General features: G+C 40.4%; 16 protein-coding genes. All 16 read left to right on the top strand.

Translation table 11 applies throughout. The annotated features are described in order from the left end of the window. Positions 1-3 precede the first annotated feature (3 nt). The 16 genes from HT720_RS08340 to holA all read left to right on the top strand — a co-directional run bounded on the left by HT720_RS08340 (position 4) and on the right by holA (position 17,683). On the top strand, positions 4-270 hold the full coding sequence (locus HT720_RS08340) for a YlbG family protein (protein WP_050223575.1): 267 nt from the start codon (positions 4-6) through the stop codon (positions 268-270). Positions 271-354: 84 nt separating this feature from the next. Continuing rightward, positions 355-1,515: an ABC transporter substrate-binding protein gene (locus HT720_RS08335; RefSeq protein WP_000726146.1), complete on the top strand. Its 1,161-nt coding sequence runs from the start codon at positions 355-357 to the stop codon at positions 1,513-1,515. Positions 1,516-1,631: 116 nt separating this feature from the next. Further along, complete coding sequence (locus HT720_RS08330) at positions 1,632-2,501, top strand: branched-chain amino acid ABC transporter permease (protein WP_000941427.1); 870 nt, start codon at positions 1,632-1,634, stop codon at positions 2,499-2,501. Positions 2,502-2,504: 3 nt separating this feature from the next. Beyond that, a complete protein-coding gene (locus HT720_RS08325) occupies positions 2,505-3,461 on the top strand; it encodes a branched-chain amino acid ABC transporter permease (RefSeq protein ID WP_000662286.1) in 957 nt (318 codons plus the stop codon). Then, positions 3,461-4,225 carry an ABC transporter ATP-binding protein gene (locus HT720_RS08320; protein ID WP_001185995.1) on the top strand — a complete coding sequence of 255 codons (765 nt, stop codon included), beginning with the start codon at positions 3,461-3,463 and terminating at the stop codon, positions 4,223-4,225. Before HT720_RS08325 ends, HT720_RS08320 begins: the two co-directional genes overlap by 1 nt. After that, entirely contained in the window at positions 4,225-4,935 is a 711-nt protein-coding gene (locus tag HT720_RS08315; RefSeq protein WP_000062200.1) for an ABC transporter ATP-binding protein, read from the top strand. Before HT720_RS08320 ends, HT720_RS08315 begins: the two co-directional genes overlap by 1 nt. Before the next feature lie 414 nt (positions 4,936-5,349). Next, the gene (locus HT720_RS08310) at positions 5,350-6,006 is read left to right on the top strand and encodes a CBS domain-containing protein (protein WP_000268659.1); all 657 of its coding nucleotides are present in this window, start codon (positions 5,350-5,352) and stop codon (positions 6,004-6,006) included. A gap of 107 nt (positions 6,007-6,113) precedes the next feature. Further along, a protein-coding gene (gene prfB / locus HT720_RS08305; protein WP_100104218.1) for a peptide chain release factor 2 occupies positions 6,114-7,209 on the top strand; the annotation gives its coding sequence in 2 pieces (ribosomal slippage) (positions 6,114-6,185 and positions 6,187-7,209; 1,095 coding nt in all). A gap of 17 nt (positions 7,210-7,226) precedes the next feature. After that, positions 7,227-7,919, top strand: coding sequence for a cell division ATP-binding protein FtsE (gene ftsE, locus HT720_RS08300; RefSeq protein WP_000022265.1), 693 nt, complete (start codon positions 7,227-7,229; stop codon positions 7,917-7,919). Next, a complete protein-coding gene (gene ftsX, locus HT720_RS08295; protein WP_000625541.1) occupies positions 7,912-8,838 on the top strand; it encodes a permease-like cell division protein FtsX in 927 nt (308 codons plus the stop codon). The genes ftsE and ftsX overlap by 8 nt, the downstream gene beginning before the upstream one ends. A gap of 418 nt (positions 8,839-9,256) precedes the next feature. Further along, the gene (locus tag HT720_RS08290; RefSeq protein WP_173275602.1) at positions 9,257-11,437 is read left to right on the top strand and encodes a PTS transporter subunit IIBC; all 2,181 of its coding nucleotides are present in this window, start codon (positions 9,257-9,259) and stop codon (positions 11,435-11,437) included. A gap of 51 nt (positions 11,438-11,488) precedes the next feature. Next, positions 11,489-12,304 (top strand): endonuclease/exonuclease/phosphatase family protein, encoded by an 816-nt coding sequence (locus tag HT720_RS08285; RefSeq protein WP_173275599.1) that lies wholly within the window; start codon positions 11,489-11,491, stop codon positions 12,302-12,304. Positions 12,305-12,444: 140 nt separating this feature from the next. After that, complete coding sequence (locus HT720_RS08280; RefSeq protein ID WP_173275595.1) at positions 12,445-13,788, top strand: DEAD/DEAH box helicase; 1,344 nt, start codon at positions 12,445-12,447, stop codon at positions 13,786-13,788. A gap of 369 nt (positions 13,789-14,157) precedes the next feature. Continuing rightward, positions 14,158-15,348 (top strand): methionine adenosyltransferase, encoded by a 1,191-nt coding sequence (gene metK, locus HT720_RS08275; protein ID WP_112443480.1) that lies wholly within the window; start codon positions 14,158-14,160, stop codon positions 15,346-15,348. A 329-nt stretch (positions 15,349-15,677) separates the two neighbouring features. Further along, positions 15,678-16,613 carry a dihydroorotate oxidase gene (locus HT720_RS08270; RefSeq protein ID WP_173275592.1) on the top strand — a complete coding sequence of 312 codons (936 nt, stop codon included), beginning with the start codon at positions 15,678-15,680 and terminating at the stop codon, positions 16,611-16,613. A 32-nt stretch (positions 16,614-16,645) separates the two neighbouring features. Continuing rightward, complete coding sequence (gene holA, locus HT720_RS08265; RefSeq protein WP_173275589.1) at positions 16,646-17,683, top strand: DNA polymerase III subunit delta; 1,038 nt, start codon at positions 16,646-16,648, stop codon at positions 17,681-17,683. Positions 17,684-17,784: the final 101 nt, after the last annotated feature.

The raw sequence follows: 17,784 nt of genomic DNA, 5'->3' as shown, positions 1-17,784 counted from the left end.
ACCATGTTTGAAAAAGTCAATCGATCTGGCTTGATTATCTATCTTTACTATAATCGTGATGCAAAAAAACTGCAGGATTATGGAGATATTACCTATCATTCCAAGAAACATCGTTACTTACAACTCTATGTTCCAACTCAAGAAGTGGAGCAATTGGTCGGGCGCTTGAGCAAGGAAAAGTTTATAAAAAAAGTCAGAGTTTGTCATATCCAAGAGCTGGAAACACCCTTTGTGGGCAATCTTTATCGAGAGGAAAACGTTATCAGATAAAAATTTAAAGAAAAGTGTTGACAATTTTCTGATAATTCGGTATATTCTTAACAGACTATTTAAGAAATAAGGAGACAAAAAAAGATGAAGAAAAAATTTGCCCTATCGTTTGTGGCGCTTGCAAGTGTAGCACTTCTTGCAGCCTGTGGAGAAGTGAAGTCTGGAGCAGTCAACACTGCTGGTAACTCAGTAGAGGAAAAGACAATTAAAATCGGGTTTAACTTTGAAGAATCAGGTTCTTTAGCTGCATACGGAACAGCTGAACAAAAAGGTGCCCAATTGGCTGTTGATGAAATCAATGCCGCAGGTGGTATCGATGGAAAACAAATCGAAGTAGTCGATAAAGATAATAAGTCTGAAACAGCTGAGGCAGCTTCTGTTACAACTAACCTTGTAACCCAATCTAAAGTATCAGCAGTCGTAGGACCTGCGACATCTGGTGCGACTGCAGCTGCGGTAGCGAACGCTACAAAAGCAGGTGTTCCATTGATCTCACCAAGTGCGACTCAAGATGGATTGACTAAAGGTCAAGATTACCTCTTTATCGGAACTTTCCAAGATAGCTTCCAAGGAAAAATTATCTCAAACTATGTTTCTGAAAAATTAAATGCTAAGAAAGTTGTTCTTTACACTGACAATGCCAGTGACTATGCTAAAGGGATTGCCAAATCTTTCCGCGAATCCTACAAGGGTGAAATCGTTGCAGATGAAACTTTCGTAGCAGGTGACACAGACTTCCAAGCAGCCCTTACAAAAATGAAAGGGAAAGACTTTGATGCTATCGTTGTTCCTGGTTACTATAATGAGGCTGGTAAGATTGTAAACCAAGCGCGTGGTATGGGAATTGACAAACCAATCGTTGGTGGTGATGGATTTAACGGTGAAGAGTTTGTACAACAAGCAACTGCTGAAAAAGCATCAAATATCTACTTTATCTCAGGTTTCTCAACTACTGTAGAAGTTTCAGCTAAAGCCAAAGCCTTCCTTGACGCTTACCGCGCTAAGTACAATGAAGAGCCTTCAACATTTGCAGCCTTGGCTTATGACTCAGTTCACCTTGTAGCAAACGCAGCAAAAGGTGCTAAAAACTCTGGTGAAATCAAGGATAACCTTGCTAAAACAAAAGATTTTGAAGGTGTAACTGGTCAAACAAGCTTCGATGCAGACCACAATACAGTCAAAACTGCTTACATGATGACCATGAACAATGGTAAGGTTGAAGCAGCAGAAGTTGTAAAACCATAATAGAAAAATGTTGAAATAGGGAATGAGCCTCGGACTCACTCCCTGTTTCGATGTTTAAGAACCTATCAAAAAGTGAGGGAAAACCCTCGGAATTATAAATAGAAAGAGTGAATCTTATGCTCCAACAACTAGTAAATGGTTTGATTCTAGGTAGTGTATACGCGCTGTTAGCCCTAGGATATACCATGGTTTACGGAATTATCAAGCTCATCAACTTCGCCCACGGTGATATTTATATGATGGGAGCCTTTATCGGTTATTTCTTGATCAATTCTTTCCAAATGAATTTCTTTGTAGCTCTTATTGTAGCTATGCTAGCGACAGCTATTCTTGGTGTCGTGATTGAGTTCCTTGCTTACCGACCTTTGCGTCACTCTACTCGTATTGCTGTTTTGATTACAGCTATTGGGGTTTCTTTCCTATTGGAGTATGGCATGGTCTATCTGGTTGGTGCCAATACCCGTGCCTTCCCTCAAGCGATTCAAACAGTTCGCTATGATTTGGGACCAGTTAGCTTAACAAACGTGCAGTTAATGATCTTGGCCATTTCCTTGATTTTGATGATTTTGTTACAAGTCATTGTTCAAAAGACAAAGATGGGGAAAGCCATGCGTGCAGTATCCGTAGATAGCGATGCGGCGCAATTGATGGGGATCAATGTAAACCGTACGATCAGCTTTACCTTCGCTTTGGGTTCAGCTCTTGCGGGTGCAGCTGGTGTTCTGATTGCCCTCTATTATAACTCTCTTGAGCCTTTGATGGGGGTTACTCCAGGTCTTAAGTCTTTCGTTGCCGCAGTACTTGGTGGTATCGGAATCATTCCTGGTGCGGCTCTTGGTGGTTTTGTGATTGGTCTATTGGAAACCTTTGCGACAGCCTTTGGAATGTCAGACTTCCGTGATGCCATTGTTTATGGAATTTTGTTGTTGATCTTGATTGTCCGCCCAGCTGGTATCCTTGGTAAAAATGTGAAAGAGAAGGTGTAAGCGATGAAAGAAAATTTAAAAGTTAATATTCTATGGTTACTCCTTTTGTTAGCTGGCTATGGCTTGATTAGTGTACTGGTTTCAGTCGGAGTACTCAACCTATTCTATGTACAGATTTTACAACAAATTGGAATTAATATTATTCTGGCTGTTGGTCTCAACTTAATCGTTGGTTTTTCAGGACAATTTTCACTTGGTCATGCTGGTTTCATGGCGATTGGTGCCTATGCCGCTGCTATTATTGGATCTAAATCACCAACCTACGGTGCCTTCTTTGGAGCCATGCTGATAGGTGCTTTGCTTTCAGGGGCAGTTGCCTTGCTTGTCGGAATTCCAACCTTACGCTTGAAGGGGGACTATCTTGCGGTAGCGACTCTAGGTGTTTCTGAAATTATCCGTATCTTTATCATCAATGGTGGAAGCCTTACAAATGGTGCGGCAGGTATCTTGGGAATTCCTAACTTTACAACTTGGCAAATGGTTTACTTCTTTGTCGTGATTACAACCATTGCAACCTTGAACTTCTTGCGTAGTCCAATTGGACGTTCAACCCTATCCGTTCGTGAGGATGAAATCGCTGCTGAGTCAGTTGGGGTTAATACGACTAAAATTAAAATCATCGCCTTTGTCTTTGGTGCCATTACTGCAAGTATTGCAGGGTCACTTCAGGCAGGATTTATCGGGTCTGTTGTACCGAAAGATTACACATTCATTAACTCAATCAACGTATTGATTATTGTTGTATTTGGTGGACTTGGTTCCATTACAGGTGCCATCGTTTCAGCTATTGTTCTTGGAATTTTGAATATGCTTCTCCAAGATGTTGCTAGCGTACGTATGATCATCTACGCTTTGGCCTTGGTCTTGGTAATGATTTTCAGACCAGGTGGACTTCTTGGAACATGGGAATTGAGCCTATCACGTTTCTTTAAAAAATCTAAGAAGGAGGAACAAAACTAATGGCATTACTTGAAGTAAAACAGTTAACCAAACATTTTGGCGGTCTAACAGCTGTTGGAGATGTGACTCTTGAATTGAACGAAGGGGAACTGGTTGGACTAATCGGTCCAAATGGAGCTGGGAAAACCACTCTTTTCAACCTCTTGACGGGTGTTTATGAACCAAGTGAGGGAACAGTTACCCTCGATGGTCACCTTTTGAATGGAAAGGCACCTTATAAGATTGCTTCTTTGGGACTTGGACGTACTTTCCAAAATATCCGTCTTTTTAAAGACTTAACCGTTTTGGACAATGTTTTGATTGCTTTTGGCAACCATCACAAACAACATGTTTTTGCTAGTTTTTTGCGCTTACCAGCTTTTTACAAGAGTGAAAAAGAATTAAAGGCTAAAGCTTTGGAATTGCTGAAAATCTTTGATTTGGATGGTGATGCAGAAACTCTCGCTAAAAATCTTGCCTACGGACAACAACGTCGTTTGGAAATTGTTCGTGCCCTCGCTACGGAACCTAAAATTCTCTTTTTAGATGAACCAGCAGCAGGTATGAACCCGCAGGAAACAGCAGAATTAACTGAGTTAATTCGCCGTATCAAAGATGAATTTAAGATTACAATCATGCTGATTGAACACGATATGAATCTGGTCATGGAAGTAACAGAACGTATCTACGTACTTGAATACGGTCGTTTGATTGCACAAGGAACTCCAGACGAAATTAAGACCAATAAACGCGTTATCGAAGCTTATCTAGGAGGTGAAGCCTAATGTCTATGTTAAAAGTTGATAATCTTTCTGTACATTACGGCATGATCCAAGCAGTCCGTGATGTAAGCTTTGAAGTAAATGAAGGAGAAGTTGTTTCTCTTATCGGTGCCAATGGTGCAGGTAAGACAACCATTCTCCGTACCTTGTCTGGTTTGGTTAGACCAAGTTCTGGAAAGATTGAATTTTTAGGTCAAGAAATCCAAAAAATGCCAGCTCAAAAAATCGTGGCAGGTGGTCTTTCACAAGTTCCAGAAGGCCGCCACGTCTTCCCTGGCTTGACTGTTATGGAAAATCTTGAAATGGGAGCTTTCTTAAAGAAAAATCGTGAAGAAAATCAAGCTAATTTGAAGAAGGTTTTTTCACGCTTCCCACGTCTTGAAGAACGCAAGAACCAGGACGCAGCCACTCTTTCTGGAGGAGAACAACAAATGCTTGCCATGGGACGCGCTCTTATGTCAACACCAAAACTTCTTCTTTTAGATGAACCTTCAATGGGACTTGCCCCAATCTTTATCCAAGAGATTTTTGATATCATTCAAGATATTCAGAAGCAAGGGACAACTGTCCTCTTGATTGAACAAAATGCCAATAAGGCACTCGCAATCTCTGACCGAGGCTATGTACTGGAAACAGGCAAAATCGTCCTATCAGGAACAGGAAAAGAACTCGCCTCATCAGAAGAAGTAAGAAAAGCGTATCTAGGTGGCTAAAACAATCCAGTGGATTGTTTTAGTCGGCAGATGAAGATTGCGAAGCAATCTTCGCATAGTCTGGGAGACTAGTTTAGGTTGCAGATAAAGATTGTGAAGCAATCATCAGAATCCAGTGGATTGTTTTAGTCGGTGGATGAGGATTACGAAGTAATCATCATTATAGTCCGGGGGACCTTTTTAATCGGTGGATGAAGATTGCGAAGCAATTCTCATCTGCACTGGAAGGTTAGCTCCTAATCATTGAAACAGAACGGAATGAAGCGTACCACTCTTCATTCACAGAGCTCGATTTTAGAGCTCTTTTTGCTAGCTTATTCATACTTTTCAGAATTTTGAAAAAGAAATGTAAGCGTTTGATAGATTTACAAAAAGATTGTATAATAGGGATAAGAATAGAAAAGGAGAAGTCTCATGGCAGTTAAAGATTTTATGACCCGCAAGGTAGTTTATATTAGTCCAGATACAACAGTATCTCATGCAGCAGATTTGATGAGAGAGCAAGGCTTGCACCGTTTGCCCGTTATCGAAAATGATCAATTAGTTGGTTTGGTGACTGAGGGAACCATTGCACAAGCAAGTCCATCGAAAGCAACAAGTCTTTCTATCTATGAGATGAATTATCTTCTGAATAAGACAAAAGTAAAAGATGTCATGATTCGCGATGTTGTCACTGTCTCAGGCTATGCCAGTCTTGAGGATGCAACTTATCTGATGTTGAAAAACAAGATTGGTATTCTTCCTGTCGTAGATAATCATCAAGTATACGGAGTTATTACGGACCGTGACGTTTTCCAAGCCTTTCTTGAAATTGCTGGTTATGGTGAAGAAGGAATTCGTGTGCGCTTTGTTACAGAAGATGAAGTCGGTGTCCTCGGAAAGATTGTTTCTTTGATTGCAGAAGAAAATTTGAATATCTCCCATACAGTCAATATTCCACGTAAGGATGGTAAGGTGATTATCGAAGTGCAAATCGATGGATCAATTGATTTACCAGCTTTGAAAGAAAAATTTGAAGCAAATGGTATTCAAGTGGAAGAAATCACTCGCACTTCAGCAAAAGTCTTGTAAGAAGGGAAGCCGAAAGGCTTCTTTTTTCATAAAAAAGGGATTATAGCAAAAGATGGAAAGAAATGATAAAATATGCTATAATGAAATGATATAAAAAAGGAGTATTTATGGACATTTCAGTAATCCGTCAAAAAATTGACGCAAATCGTGAAAAATTAGCTTCTTTCAGGGGGTCTCTTTGACCTCGAAGGTTTAGAAGAAGAGATTGCCATCTTGGAAAACAAGATGACAGAACCTGATTTTTGGAACGATAATATCGCGGCCCAAAAAACGTCGCAAGAATTAAATGAATTAAAAAACACCTACAATACCTTCCATAAGATGGAAGAGTTGCAGGATGAAGTTGAAATTTTATTGGACTTTTTAGCAGAAGACGAGTCGGTTCAAGAAGAACTGGTAGCGCAGTTAGCCGAACTTGATAAGATGATGACCAGCTATGAGATGACTCTACTCTTGTCAGAACCTTATGACCACAACAATGCCATCTTGGAAATCCATCCAGGTTCTGGTGGTACTGAGGCGCAGGACTGGGGCGATATGTTGCTTCGTATGTATACTCGTTATGGTAATGCTAAAGGCTTTAAAGTGGAAGTATTGGATTACCAAGCAGGAGATGAAGCTGGTATCAAGTCAGTAACTTTATCATTTGAAGGGCCTAATGCCTATGGCCTTCTCAAGTCAGAAATGGGGGTACACCGTTTGGTCCGTATTTCACCATTTGACTCTGCTAAACGTCGCCATACCTCTTTCACATCTGTAGAAGTGATGCCAGAGTTGGACGATACTATTGAAGTGGAAATCCGTGAAGATGACATCAAGATGGATACCTTCCGTTCAGGTGGTGCCGGTGGACAAAACGTCAATAAGGTTTCAACAGGTGTACGTTTAACCCACATTCCAACTGGAATTGTTGTCCAATCAACAGTGGATCGTACCCAGTATGGAAATAGAGATCGTGCCATGAAGATGTTGCAGGCTAAGCTCTATCAAATGGAGCAAGAGAAGAAGGCTGCGGAGGTAGATTCTCTCAAGGGTGAGAAAAAAGAAATCACATGGGGAAGCCAAATCCGTTCTTATGTCTTCACACCTTATACTATGGTAAAAGATCACCGAACTAGCTTTGAGGTTGCTCAGGTAGATAAGGTTATGGATGGTGACCTAGATGGTTTTATCGATGCCTATCTCAAGTGGCGAATTAGCTAAGATAGAAAGGAACTCACATGTCAATCATTGAAATGAGAGATGTCGTCAAAAAATACGACAACGGAACGACTGCTCTACGCGGTGTTTCGGTCAGCGTTCAACCGGGGGAATTTGCTTACATCGTAGGACCTTCAGGAGCAGGGAAGTCAACCTTTATTCGTTCTCTGTATCGTGAAGTAAAAATCGATAAAGGAAGCCTATCAGTTGCTGGTTTTAATCTGGTTAAGATCAAAAAGAAAGATGTCCCGCTTCTACGTCGTAGTGTTGGGGTTGTCTTCCAGGATTATAAATTGTTACCAAAGAAAACTGTCTATGAAAATATTGCTTACGCTATGGAAGTAATCGGGGAAAATCGCCGTAATATCAAAAAACGTGTGATGGAAGTTTTAGACTTGGTTGGGTTGAAGCACAAGGTTCGTTCTTTCCCAAATGAGCTCTCAGGTGGAGAGCAACAGCGGATTGCGATTGCACGTGCTATTGTAAACAATCCAAAAGTATTGATAGCCGATGAACCAACAGGAAACCTGGACCCTGATAATTCATGGGAAATTATGAATCTCTTGGAACGGATTAACCTACAAGGGACAACTATTTTGATGGCGACTCATAATAGCCAGATTGTAAATACCTTGCGCCACCGTGTCATTGCCATTGAAAATGGCCGTGTTGTTCGTGACGAATCAAAAGGAGAGTATGGATACGATGATTAGTAGATTTTTTCGCCATTTATTTGAAGCCTTAAAAAGTTTGAAACGAAATGGTTGGATGACAGTAGCTGCTGTCAGTTCAGTCATGATTACTTTGACCTTGGTGGCAATATTTGCATCTGTTATTTTTAATACAGCGAAACTAGCTACAGATATTGAAAATAATGTCCGTGTAGTAGTTTATATCCGAAAGGATGTGGAAGATAACAGTCAGACAATTGAAAAAGAAGGTCAAACTGTTACAAATAATGACTACCACAAGGTATATGATTCTTTGAAGAACATGTCTACGGTTAAGAGTGTTACCTTTTCAAGTAAAGAAGAACAATATGAAAAGTTAACCGAGACAATGGGAGATAACTGGAAAATCTTTGAAGGAGATGCCAATCCTCTCTATGATGCCTATATTGTAGAGGCAAATACTCCAAATGATGTAAAAACTATAGCCGAAGATGCTAAAAAAATTGAAGGTGTCTCTGAGGTTCAAGATGGCGGTGCCAATACAGAAAGACTCTTCAAGTTAGCTTCATTTATCCGTGTTTGGGGACTAGGGATTGCTGCTTTGTTAATTTTTGTCGCAGTTTTCTTGATTTCAAATACCATTCGTATTACCATTATTTCCCGCAGTCGCGAAATTCAAATCATGCGCTTGGTCGGAGCTAAAAACAGTTATATCCGTGGGCCGTTCTTGTTAGAAGGAGCCTTTATCGGTTTATTGGGAGCTATCGCACCATCTGTTTTGGTCTTTATTGTTTATCAAATGGTTTACCAATCTGTCAATAAATCGTTGGTAGGGCAAAATCTATCCATGATTAGTCCAGATTTATTTAGTCCTTTGATGATTGCCCTACTATTTGTGATTGGAATTTTCATTGGTTCATTGGGATCAGGAATATCCATGCGCCGATTCTTGAAGATTTAGGTAAAATAATTATTTTTATGAGGAGGTTGTAAAATCTCCTTTTTTGCTACAAAAATTTTAGAAAAGGGACTTCTAATACTCAATGGAAATCAAAGAGCAAACTAGGTAGCTAGCCATAGGATGCTCAAAATACTGTTTTGAGGTTATAGATAAGACTGACGAAGTCAGTCACATATATACGGTAAGGCGACGCTGACGTGGTTTGAAGAGATTTTCGAAGAGTATAAAGAAGTCGCTCAGAGAAGACTTCTTGATTGCTAACTTGAACTTGAAATTTGGCACTAGAAATTTTTTTGAAAAAAGAGTATTTTTTTGAATAAAAGCCTTTACAAAAAAAATTAAAGTGGTATAATTAAATCATAAAAGGTGCAAACGTTTTCGTAAAACGTTTGCCTAAATAAAAATAAAGGAGATTTGAATGATGAAAGATACATTCAAAAATGTCTTGTCTTTCGAATTTTGGCAAAAATTCGGTAAGGCTTTGATGGTGGTTATCGCGGTTATGCCGGCTGCTGGTTTGATGATTTCAATCGGTAAGTCTATCGTGATGATTAACCCTAACTTTGCTCCACTCGTTATTACTGGTGGTGTCCTAGAGCAAATCGGTTGGGGAGTTATCGGTAACCTTCACATTTTGTTTGCCCTAGCCATTGGAGGAAGCTGGGCTAAAGAACGTGCTGGTGGTGCGTTTGCGGCAGGTCTTGCCTTCATCTTGATTAACCGTATCACTGGTACAATCTTTGGTGTATCAGGCGATATGTTGAAAAATCCAGATGCTATGGTAACTACTTTCTTTGGTGGTTCAATCAAAGTTGCTGATTACTTTATCAGTGTTCTTGAAGCTCCAGCCTTGAACATGGGTGTATTCGTAGGGATTATCTCAGGTTTTGTAGGGGCAACTGCTTACAACAAATACTACAACTTCCGTAAACTTCCTGATGCACTTTCATTCTTCAACGGAAAACGTTTCGTACCATTTGTAGTTATTCTTCGTTCAGCAATCGCTGCAATTCTACTTGCTGCTTTCTGGCCAGTAGTTCAAACAGGTATCAATAGCTTTGGTATCTGGATTGCCAACTCACAAGAAACTGCACCAATCCTTGCACCATTCTTGTATGGTACTTTGGAACGCTTGCTCTTGCCATTTGGTCTTCACCACATGTTGACTATCCCAATGAACTATACAGCTCTTGGTGGTACTTATGACATTTTAACTGGTGCAGCTAAAGGTACTCAAGTATTTGGTCAAGACCCACTATGGCTTGCATGGGTAACAGACCTTGTTAACCTTAAAGGTACAGATGCAAGTCATTACCAACAATTGTTAGATACTGTTCACCCAGCTCGTTTCAAAGTTGGACAAATGATCGGTTCATTCGGTATCTTGATGGGTGTGATCGTGGCTATCTACCGTAATGTCGATGCTGATAAGAAACATCAATATAAAGGTATGATGATTGCGACAGCTCTTGCAACATTCTTGACAGGGGTTACTGAACCAATCGAATACATGTTCATGTTTGTAGCAACACCTATGTATCTTGTTTACTCACTTGTTCAAGGTGCTGCCTTCGCTATGGCTGACGTAGTAAACCTACGTGTCCACTCATTCGGTTCAATCGAGTTCTTGACTCGTACACCACTAGCAATTAATGCTGGTATTGGTATGGATATCGTTAACTTTATCTGGGTAACTGTTCTCTTTGCTGTAATCATGTACTTTATCGCAAACTTCATGATTCAAAAATTCAACTACGCAACTCCAGGACGTAACGGAAACTACGAAACTGCTGAAGGTTCAGAAGAATCTAGCAGCGAAGTGAAAGTTGCAGCAGGTTCTCAAGCTGTAAATATTATCAACCTTCTTGGTGGACGTGCAAACATCGTTGATGTAGACGCATGTATGACTCGTCTTCGTGTAACTGTAAAAGATGCTGACAAAGTCGGTAATGCAGAACAATGGAAAGCAGAAGGAGCTATGGGTCTTGTCATGAAAGGACAAGGAGTTCAAGCTATCTACGGTCCAAAAGCAGACGTATTGAAATCTGATATCCAAGATATCCTTGATTCAGGTGAAATCATTCCTGAAACTCTTCCAAGTCAAATGACAGAAGCACAACAAAACACTGTACACTACAAAGGTGTAACAGAGGAAGTTTACTCAGTAGCTGACGGTCAAGTTGTTGCTTTGGAACAAGTAAAAGATCCAGTATTTGCTCAAAAAATGATGGGTGACGGATTTGCTGTAGAACCTGCAAATGGAAACATTGTATCTCCAGTTTCAGGTACTGTATCAAGCATCTTCCCTACAAAACATGCTCTTGGTCTTGTGACTGAAGCAGGTCTTGAAGTACTTGTTCACATTGGTTTGGACACAGTAAGTCTTGAAGGTAAACCATTTACTGTTCATGTAGCTGAAGGACAAAAAGTTGCAGCAGGTGATCTTCTTGTCACAGCTGACTTGGATGCTATCCGTGCAGCAGGTCGTGAAACTTCTACAGTAGTTGTCTTCACAAATGGTGATGCAATTAAATCAGTTAAATTAGAACAAACAGGTTCTCTTGCAGCTAAAACAGCAGTTGCTAAAGTAGAATTGTAATATACTTGAGGTTGGAAGCTGTATTCCAACCTCTTATTTTGGGAGAAAAGAATGAAATTTTTAACACTCAATACTCATAGCTGGATGGAAAAAGAAGCTGAGGAAAAATTCCAGCTCTTGCTTGAAGATATTCTTGATAAAGACTATGATTTGATATGTTTCCAAGAAATCAATCAGGATATTACTTCGCTAGAGGTGGAGGTTAATGACCTTTATCAAGCTTTGCCAGCTGCTGAACCTATTCACCAAGACCACTATGTTAGACTTTTGGTTGAAAAGTTGTCTGAGCAAGGAAAAGATTACTACTGGACTTGGGCCTATAACCATATCGGTTATGACCGCTACCATGAAGGTGTAGCTATCTTGTCTAAAACACCTATTGAAGCCAGAGAAATTTTAGTTTCAGATGTGGATGATCCAACAGACTATCATACACGCCGTGTTGCCTTGGCTGAAACTGTAGTTGATGGTAAGGAACTTGCAGTTGCCAGTGTCCACCTTTCTTGGTGGGATAAAGGTTTCCAAGAAGAATGGGCACGATTTGAGGCTGTCTTGAAAGAATTGAACAAGCCGCTTTTGCTAGCTGGAGATTTCAACAATCCGGCTGGTCAGGAAGGTTACCAAGCTATTTTAGCTAGTCCATTAGGCTTACAAGACGCATTTGAAGTTGCTCAAGAGAAAAGTGGTAGCTATACTGTTCCACCAGAAATTGATGGCTGGAAGGGGAACACAGAACCCCTTCGAATCGACTATGTTTTTACTACCAAAGAGTTAGAGGTGGAAAAATTACATGTCGTATTTGATGGTAACAAGAGTCCGCAAGTTAGTGATCACTATGGCTTGAATGCTATTTTAAACTGGAAATAATGACTGAAAAGAGGTTGGAATCATGAAGTTCCAGCCTTTTTCTGACTAGAGAAGCTACTGGAAATAGCCTAAATAAGTGAGGCTACTGAAATGGAATAAAATGTGGTATAATTGATAGGATAGATAGAATCGAGGATATTATGTCATTTACGAAATTTCAATTTAAAAACTATATTAGAGAAGCCTTGCAGGAGTTGAAATTTACAACTCCAACAGAGGTACAAGATAAGTTGATTCCCATTGTTTTGGCAGGACGAGATTTGGTTGGAGAATCAAAAACAGGTTCAGGTAAGACTCATACTTTCTTGTTACCGATTTTCCAGCAATTAGATGAAGCCAGCGATAGTGTACAAGCAGTGATTACTGCACCGAGTCGTGAGTTGGCTACTCAAATTTACCAAGCAGCGCGTCAGATTGCAGCTCACTCAGATGTCGAAGTTCGTGTGGTTAATTATGTGGGTGGTACAGATAAGGCTCGCCAGATTGAGAAATTGGCAAGCAATCAGCCTCATATTGTTATCGGAACGCCTGGCCGTATTTATGACTTAGTTAAGTCTGGTGACCTAGCTATTCACAAGGCTAAGACCTTTGTGGTCGATGAGGCAGATATGACCTTGGATATGGGATTCTTGGAAACTGTTGATAAGATTGCTGGAAGCCTTCCAAAAGACTTGCAATTCATGGTCTTCTCAGCGACTATCCCACAAAAACTGCAACCATTCTTGAAAAAATACTTGTCAAATCCTGTTATGGAGAAAATCAAGACCAAAACGGTCATTTCTGATACCATTGATAATTGGTTGATTTCGACTAAGGGACGTGACAAGAATGCTCAAATTTACCAGTTAACTCAGTTGATGCAACCGTATTTGGCAATGATTTTTGTTAACACTAAAACGCGTGCTGATGAATTGCATTCATATCTGACTGCTCAAGGCTTGAAGGTGGCAAAAATCCATGGGGATATTGCCCCTCGTGAGCGCAAACGTATCATGAACCAGGTGAAAAATCTGGATTTTGAGTATATTGTCGCAACAGATTTGGCAGCGCGTGGAATAGACATTGAAGGTGTCAGCCATGTCATCAATGATGCCATTCCGCAAGATTTGTCCTTCTTTGTTCACCGTGTTGGTCGTACTGGACGAAATGGCCTACCAGGTACAGCTATTACCCTTTATCAGCCAAGTGATGACTCGGATATCCGTGAGTTGGAGAAATTGGGAATCAAGTTTACTCCTAAGATGGTAAAAGATGGAGAATTCCAAGATACTTATGACCGTGATCGTCGTGCCAACCGTGAGAAAAAACAAGATAAACTTGATATTGAAATGATTGGTCTGGTCAAAAAGAAAAAGAAAAAAGTCAAACCGGGTTATAAGAAGAAAATTCAATGGGCGTTTGATGAAAAGCGCCGCAAAACCAAGCGTGCTGAAAATCGCGCTCGCGGTCGTGCAGAGCGTAAAGCTAAACGCCAAACATTTTAATAGAAATTGTTGGAGTACTGAACTCCAACTTTTTGCTTTATGAGAACGAACTATCTAAACCGAAATACCACATTAAAGACTGCAAATTGCGATTAAAAATGGTATAATGATAAAGTTATATAGTCCCGATAAGATGGTAGGTATTTCTATTTTTTCTTGCGAGTCGCAACTCGCAAAGAATGACGGCTCCAAAGTAGTCGCTCGTCATTCTACGGTTGTCGCTATAAGTCGGTCACCCTATGCGCCTTACTAGCTTCAGAAATAAAAAAGTATCGTTTTTATTTCTTTCGCGTCGTAACTCTTAGAAAATGAAAATACCTATCAGTACTTTGTAACTCTATAACACTATTTTTAAGGGGGGACATTTTTATGTCAGAACGTAAATTATTCACGTCTGAATCTGTATCTGAGGGGCATCCAGATAAGATTGCAGACCAAATTTCAGATGCGATTTTGGATGCTATTTTAGCTAAGGATCCAGAGGCGCACGTTGCTGCTGAGACAGCTGTATATACTGGTTCCGTCCACGTTTTTGGTGAAATTTCTACAAATGCCTATGTGGATATTAATCGTGTGGTTCGTGATACCATTGCAGAGATTGGCTATACCAATACAGAATATGGATTTTCTGCTGAGACGGTGGGAGTTCATCCGTCACTTGTTGAGCAGTCACCAGATATTGCTCAAGGTGTTAACGAAGCCTTGGAGGTTCGTGGAAATGCAGATCAAGATCCGCTGGACTTGATTGGTGCTGGAGACCAAGGTCTCATGTTTGGATTTGCTGTGGATGAAACAGAGGAGCTCATGCCATTGCCAATTTCACTCAGTCATAAATTGGTTCGTCGTCTGGCAGAACTTCGCAAGTCTGGGGAAATCAGCTATCTTCGCCCAGATGCTAAATCACAAGTTACAGTTGAGTATGATGAAAATGACCGTCCAGTACGTGTGGACACAGTCGTTATTTCAACTCAGCACGATCCAGAAGTCAGCAACGAACAAATTCACAATGATGTCATTAGCAAGGTTATCAAAGAGGTTATTCCAGCCTCTTACTTGGATGCGCAAACAAAATTCTTCATCAATCCAACTGGACGTTTTGTAATCGGTGGGCCTCAAGGGGACTCAGGTTTGACTGGTCGTAAGATTATCGTAGATACTTATGGTGGCTACTCTCGTCACGGTGGTGGTGCCTTCTCTGGTAAGGATGCGACTAAGGTGGACCGTTCTGCCTCATATGCAGCTCGTTATATTGCCAAGAATATCGTTGCAGCAGGTTTGGCTAAAAAAGCGGAAGTGCAATTGGCTTATGCTATCGGTGTTGCCCAGCCTGTTTCTGTCCGTATTGATACTTTCGGTACAGGAACAGTAGCTGAAAGCAAGCTTGAAAAAGCGGCTCGTCAAATCTTTGACCTTCGCCCTGCAGGAATTATCCAAATGTTGGATCTTAAACGTCCAATCTACCGTCAAACAGCAGCTTATGGACACATGGGACGTACAGATATTGACCTTCCATGGGAACGTTTGGATAAGGTAGATGCTTTAAAAGAAGCAATCAAATAAAATCTTAAGAGGGGAACTTCCTCTCTTTTTTATAGTTTTTAACTATACTGGGATACTGTTTTGAAAATCTATTTTGCGAAAGTAGAGATTTACATGTATTTCTTTAAAAATGACAAAGGTTGAGATTTCTCCTTGTTGCTTGGACTTCATTCAAAAGTCTGTTACCCAAGCCTTGTTCAAACTTCCAATACACTAGCTGTTTCCATAGCATGACTTCTGCACTAGACTTTCTTTTCCGAATAAATAGATAGAACCATAGAATCTAGTAAACCTAGAATTAAAACTGTGGTATAATATTAGCAATAAAAGGAATCCGGAGGATCAGAATCATGGTATCAACGAAAACACAAATTGCTGGTTTTGAGTTTGACAATTGCTTGATGAATGCAGCAGGTGTGGCTTGTATGACGATAGAGGAGCTAGAAGGGGTTAAAAACTCAGTTGCAGGAACCTTTGTCACAAAGACAGCGACCTTGGACTTCCGTCAGGGAAATCCTGAGCCACGTTACCAAGATGTTCCACTTGGTTCTATCAACTCTATGGGCTTGCCGAATAATGGCTTAGACTATTATTTGGATTATCTTTTGGATTTGCAGGAAAAAGAGCCAAACCGAACTTTCTTCCTATCTCTAGTCGGCATGTCTCCAGAGGAAACCCATACTATCTTGAAAAAAGTCCAAGAGAGTGATTTTCGTGGTCTGACTGAGCTAAACCTCTCCTGTCCAAATGTTCCAGGTAAACCTCAGATTGCCTATGATTTTGAGACAACAGATCAGATTTTGACAGAAGTATTTGCCTACTTCACCAAACCTCTTGGAATTAAATTGCCACCATATTTTGATATTGTTCACTTTGACCAAGCGGCAGCTATTTTCAATAAGTATCCTCTTAAGTTTGTCAATTGTGTCAACTCTATTGGAAATGGTCTTTATATAGAAGATGAATCAGTCGTGATTCGTCCTAAGAATGGCTTTGGTGGGATTGGTGGAGAATACATCAAACCAACAGCCCTTGCTAATGTCCATGCTTTTTATCAGCGCTTGAATCCAGAGATTCAAATCATCGGAACAGGTGGCGTGTTGACTGGTCGTGATGCCTTTGAACATATCCTCTGTGGAGCCAGTATGGTGCAGGTGGGAACCACCCTTCACAAAGAAGGCGTCGGTGCTTTCGAACGTATTACCAATGAACTGAAAGCAATCATGGCGGAAAAAGGGTACGAGAGCCTAGAAGATTTCCGTGGGAAATTGTGCTATATCGATTAAATGAATTAAAAAGTCAGAAGGAAGGAGAGAAGATGCTAGCCATTGAAGAGAGTCAGAAGTTGACTTTATCAAATTTACCAAGCCTGAGCCTTTTTACAGGGACAGACCAGGGTCAGTTTGAAGTGATGAAGGGTCAAGTGTTGAAACAAATTGGCTATGATTCTGCTGACCTCAACTTTGCCTACTTTGATATGAAAGAAGTAGTTTATAAAGATGTAGAACTGGAGTTGGTCAGCCTTCCTTTCTTTGCGGATGAGAAAATCGTGATACTAGACCATTTTGTCGATATCACGACTGCTAAAAAGCGCTTTTTGACAGGTGATGAGCTCAAGTCATTTGAGGAATACCTTGATAATCCTTCACCAACAACCAAGTTGTTAATCTTTGCGGAAGGAAAGCTGGACAGCAAAAGACGGTTAGTCAAATTACTTAAGCGTGATGCCAGGGGCTTTGATGCAGTAGAAGCCAAAGAACAAGAATTGCGCCAGTATTTCCAAAAGTGGAGCCAGAAACAAGGTCTGCAGTTTACCAATCATTCTTTTGAAAATCTCCTCATCAAGTCGGGTTTTCAATTTAGCGAAATTCAGAAAAATCTCCTCTTTTTACAGTCCTATAAATCAGATGGGGTGATTGAGGAAAAGGACATTGTCGAGGCAATTCCTAAGACCTTGCAGGACAATATCTTTGACTTAACTCAGTTTATTCTGACTAAAAAGATGGATCAGGCGCGCGATTTGGTGAGAGACTTGACCTTGCAAGGGGAAGATGAAATCAAACTGATTGCAGTCATGCTGGGACAATTTCGGACTTTTACTCAGGTGAAAATTTTGTCAGAGTCTGGGCAAACAGAATCGCAGATAGCAAGTAGTTTAGGCAGTTTTCTCGGACGTAATCCAAATCCCTATCAAATCAAATTTGCGCTGAGGGATTCGCGAGGACTTTCCTTGAGCTTTTTGAAGCAAGCTATTTCCTATTTGATTGAGACAGACTATCAGATTAAGACAGGTCTTTATGAAAAAGGTTTCCTTTTTGAAAAGGCACTCCTACAGATTGCTAGTCAGGTAAATTGAAATTATTTTTGAAACTATAACCCGTGTCAAGATTATTATTTTGTCATGGGGTTCTTGCTAATTTGCTTGTTTTATACTCAAGGAAAATCAAAGAGCAAACT

The organism is Streptococcus sp. 68, assembly GCF_013277415.1.
GTDB lineage: Bacteria > Bacillota > Bacilli > Lactobacillales > Streptococcaceae > Streptococcus.
The sequence above is the reverse complement of the archived record's forward strand: the minus strand, read 5'-3'. Positions and strand labels throughout refer to the sequence as shown.

What these genes read in the sequence shown, in the direction of transcription:
- HT720_RS08340 (WP_050223575.1), top strand. Translation starts at nt 4, where the DNA reads ATGTTTGAAAAAGTCAATCGATCTGGCTTGATTATCTATCTTTACTAT.
- HT720_RS08335 (WP_000726146.1), top strand. Translation starts at nt 355, where the DNA reads ATGAAGAAAAAATTTGCCCTATCGTTTGTGGCGCTTGCAAGTGTAGCA.
- HT720_RS08330 (WP_000941427.1), top strand. Translation starts at nt 1,632, where the DNA reads ATGCTCCAACAACTAGTAAATGGTTTGATTCTAGGTAGTGTATACGCG.
- HT720_RS08325 (WP_000662286.1), top strand. Translation starts at nt 2,505, where the DNA reads ATGAAAGAAAATTTAAAAGTTAATATTCTATGGTTACTCCTTTTGTTA.
- HT720_RS08320 (WP_001185995.1), top strand. Translation starts at nt 3,461, where the DNA reads ATGGCATTACTTGAAGTAAAACAGTTAACCAAACATTTTGGCGGTCTA.
- HT720_RS08315 (WP_000062200.1), top strand. Translation starts at nt 4,225, where the DNA reads ATGTCTATGTTAAAAGTTGATAATCTTTCTGTACATTACGGCATGATC.
- HT720_RS08310 (WP_000268659.1), top strand. Translation starts at nt 5,350, where the DNA reads ATGGCAGTTAAAGATTTTATGACCCGCAAGGTAGTTTATATTAGTCCA.
- ftsE (WP_000022265.1), top strand. Translation starts at nt 7,227, where the DNA reads ATGTCAATCATTGAAATGAGAGATGTCGTCAAAAAATACGACAACGGA.
- ftsX (WP_000625541.1), top strand. Translation starts at nt 7,912, where the DNA reads ATGATTAGTAGATTTTTTCGCCATTTATTTGAAGCCTTAAAAAGTTTG.
- HT720_RS08290 (WP_173275602.1), top strand. Translation starts at nt 9,257, where the DNA reads ATGATGAAAGATACATTCAAAAATGTCTTGTCTTTCGAATTTTGGCAA.
- HT720_RS08285 (WP_173275599.1), top strand. Translation starts at nt 11,489, where the DNA reads ATGAAATTTTTAACACTCAATACTCATAGCTGGATGGAAAAAGAAGCT.
- HT720_RS08280 (WP_173275595.1), top strand. Translation starts at nt 12,445, where the DNA reads ATGTCATTTACGAAATTTCAATTTAAAAACTATATTAGAGAAGCCTTG.
- metK (WP_112443480.1), top strand. Translation starts at nt 14,158, where the DNA reads ATGTCAGAACGTAAATTATTCACGTCTGAATCTGTATCTGAGGGGCAT.
- HT720_RS08270 (WP_173275592.1), top strand. Translation starts at nt 15,678, where the DNA reads ATGGTATCAACGAAAACACAAATTGCTGGTTTTGAGTTTGACAATTGC.
- holA (WP_173275589.1), top strand. Translation starts at nt 16,646, where the DNA reads ATGCTAGCCATTGAAGAGAGTCAGAAGTTGACTTTATCAAATTTACCA.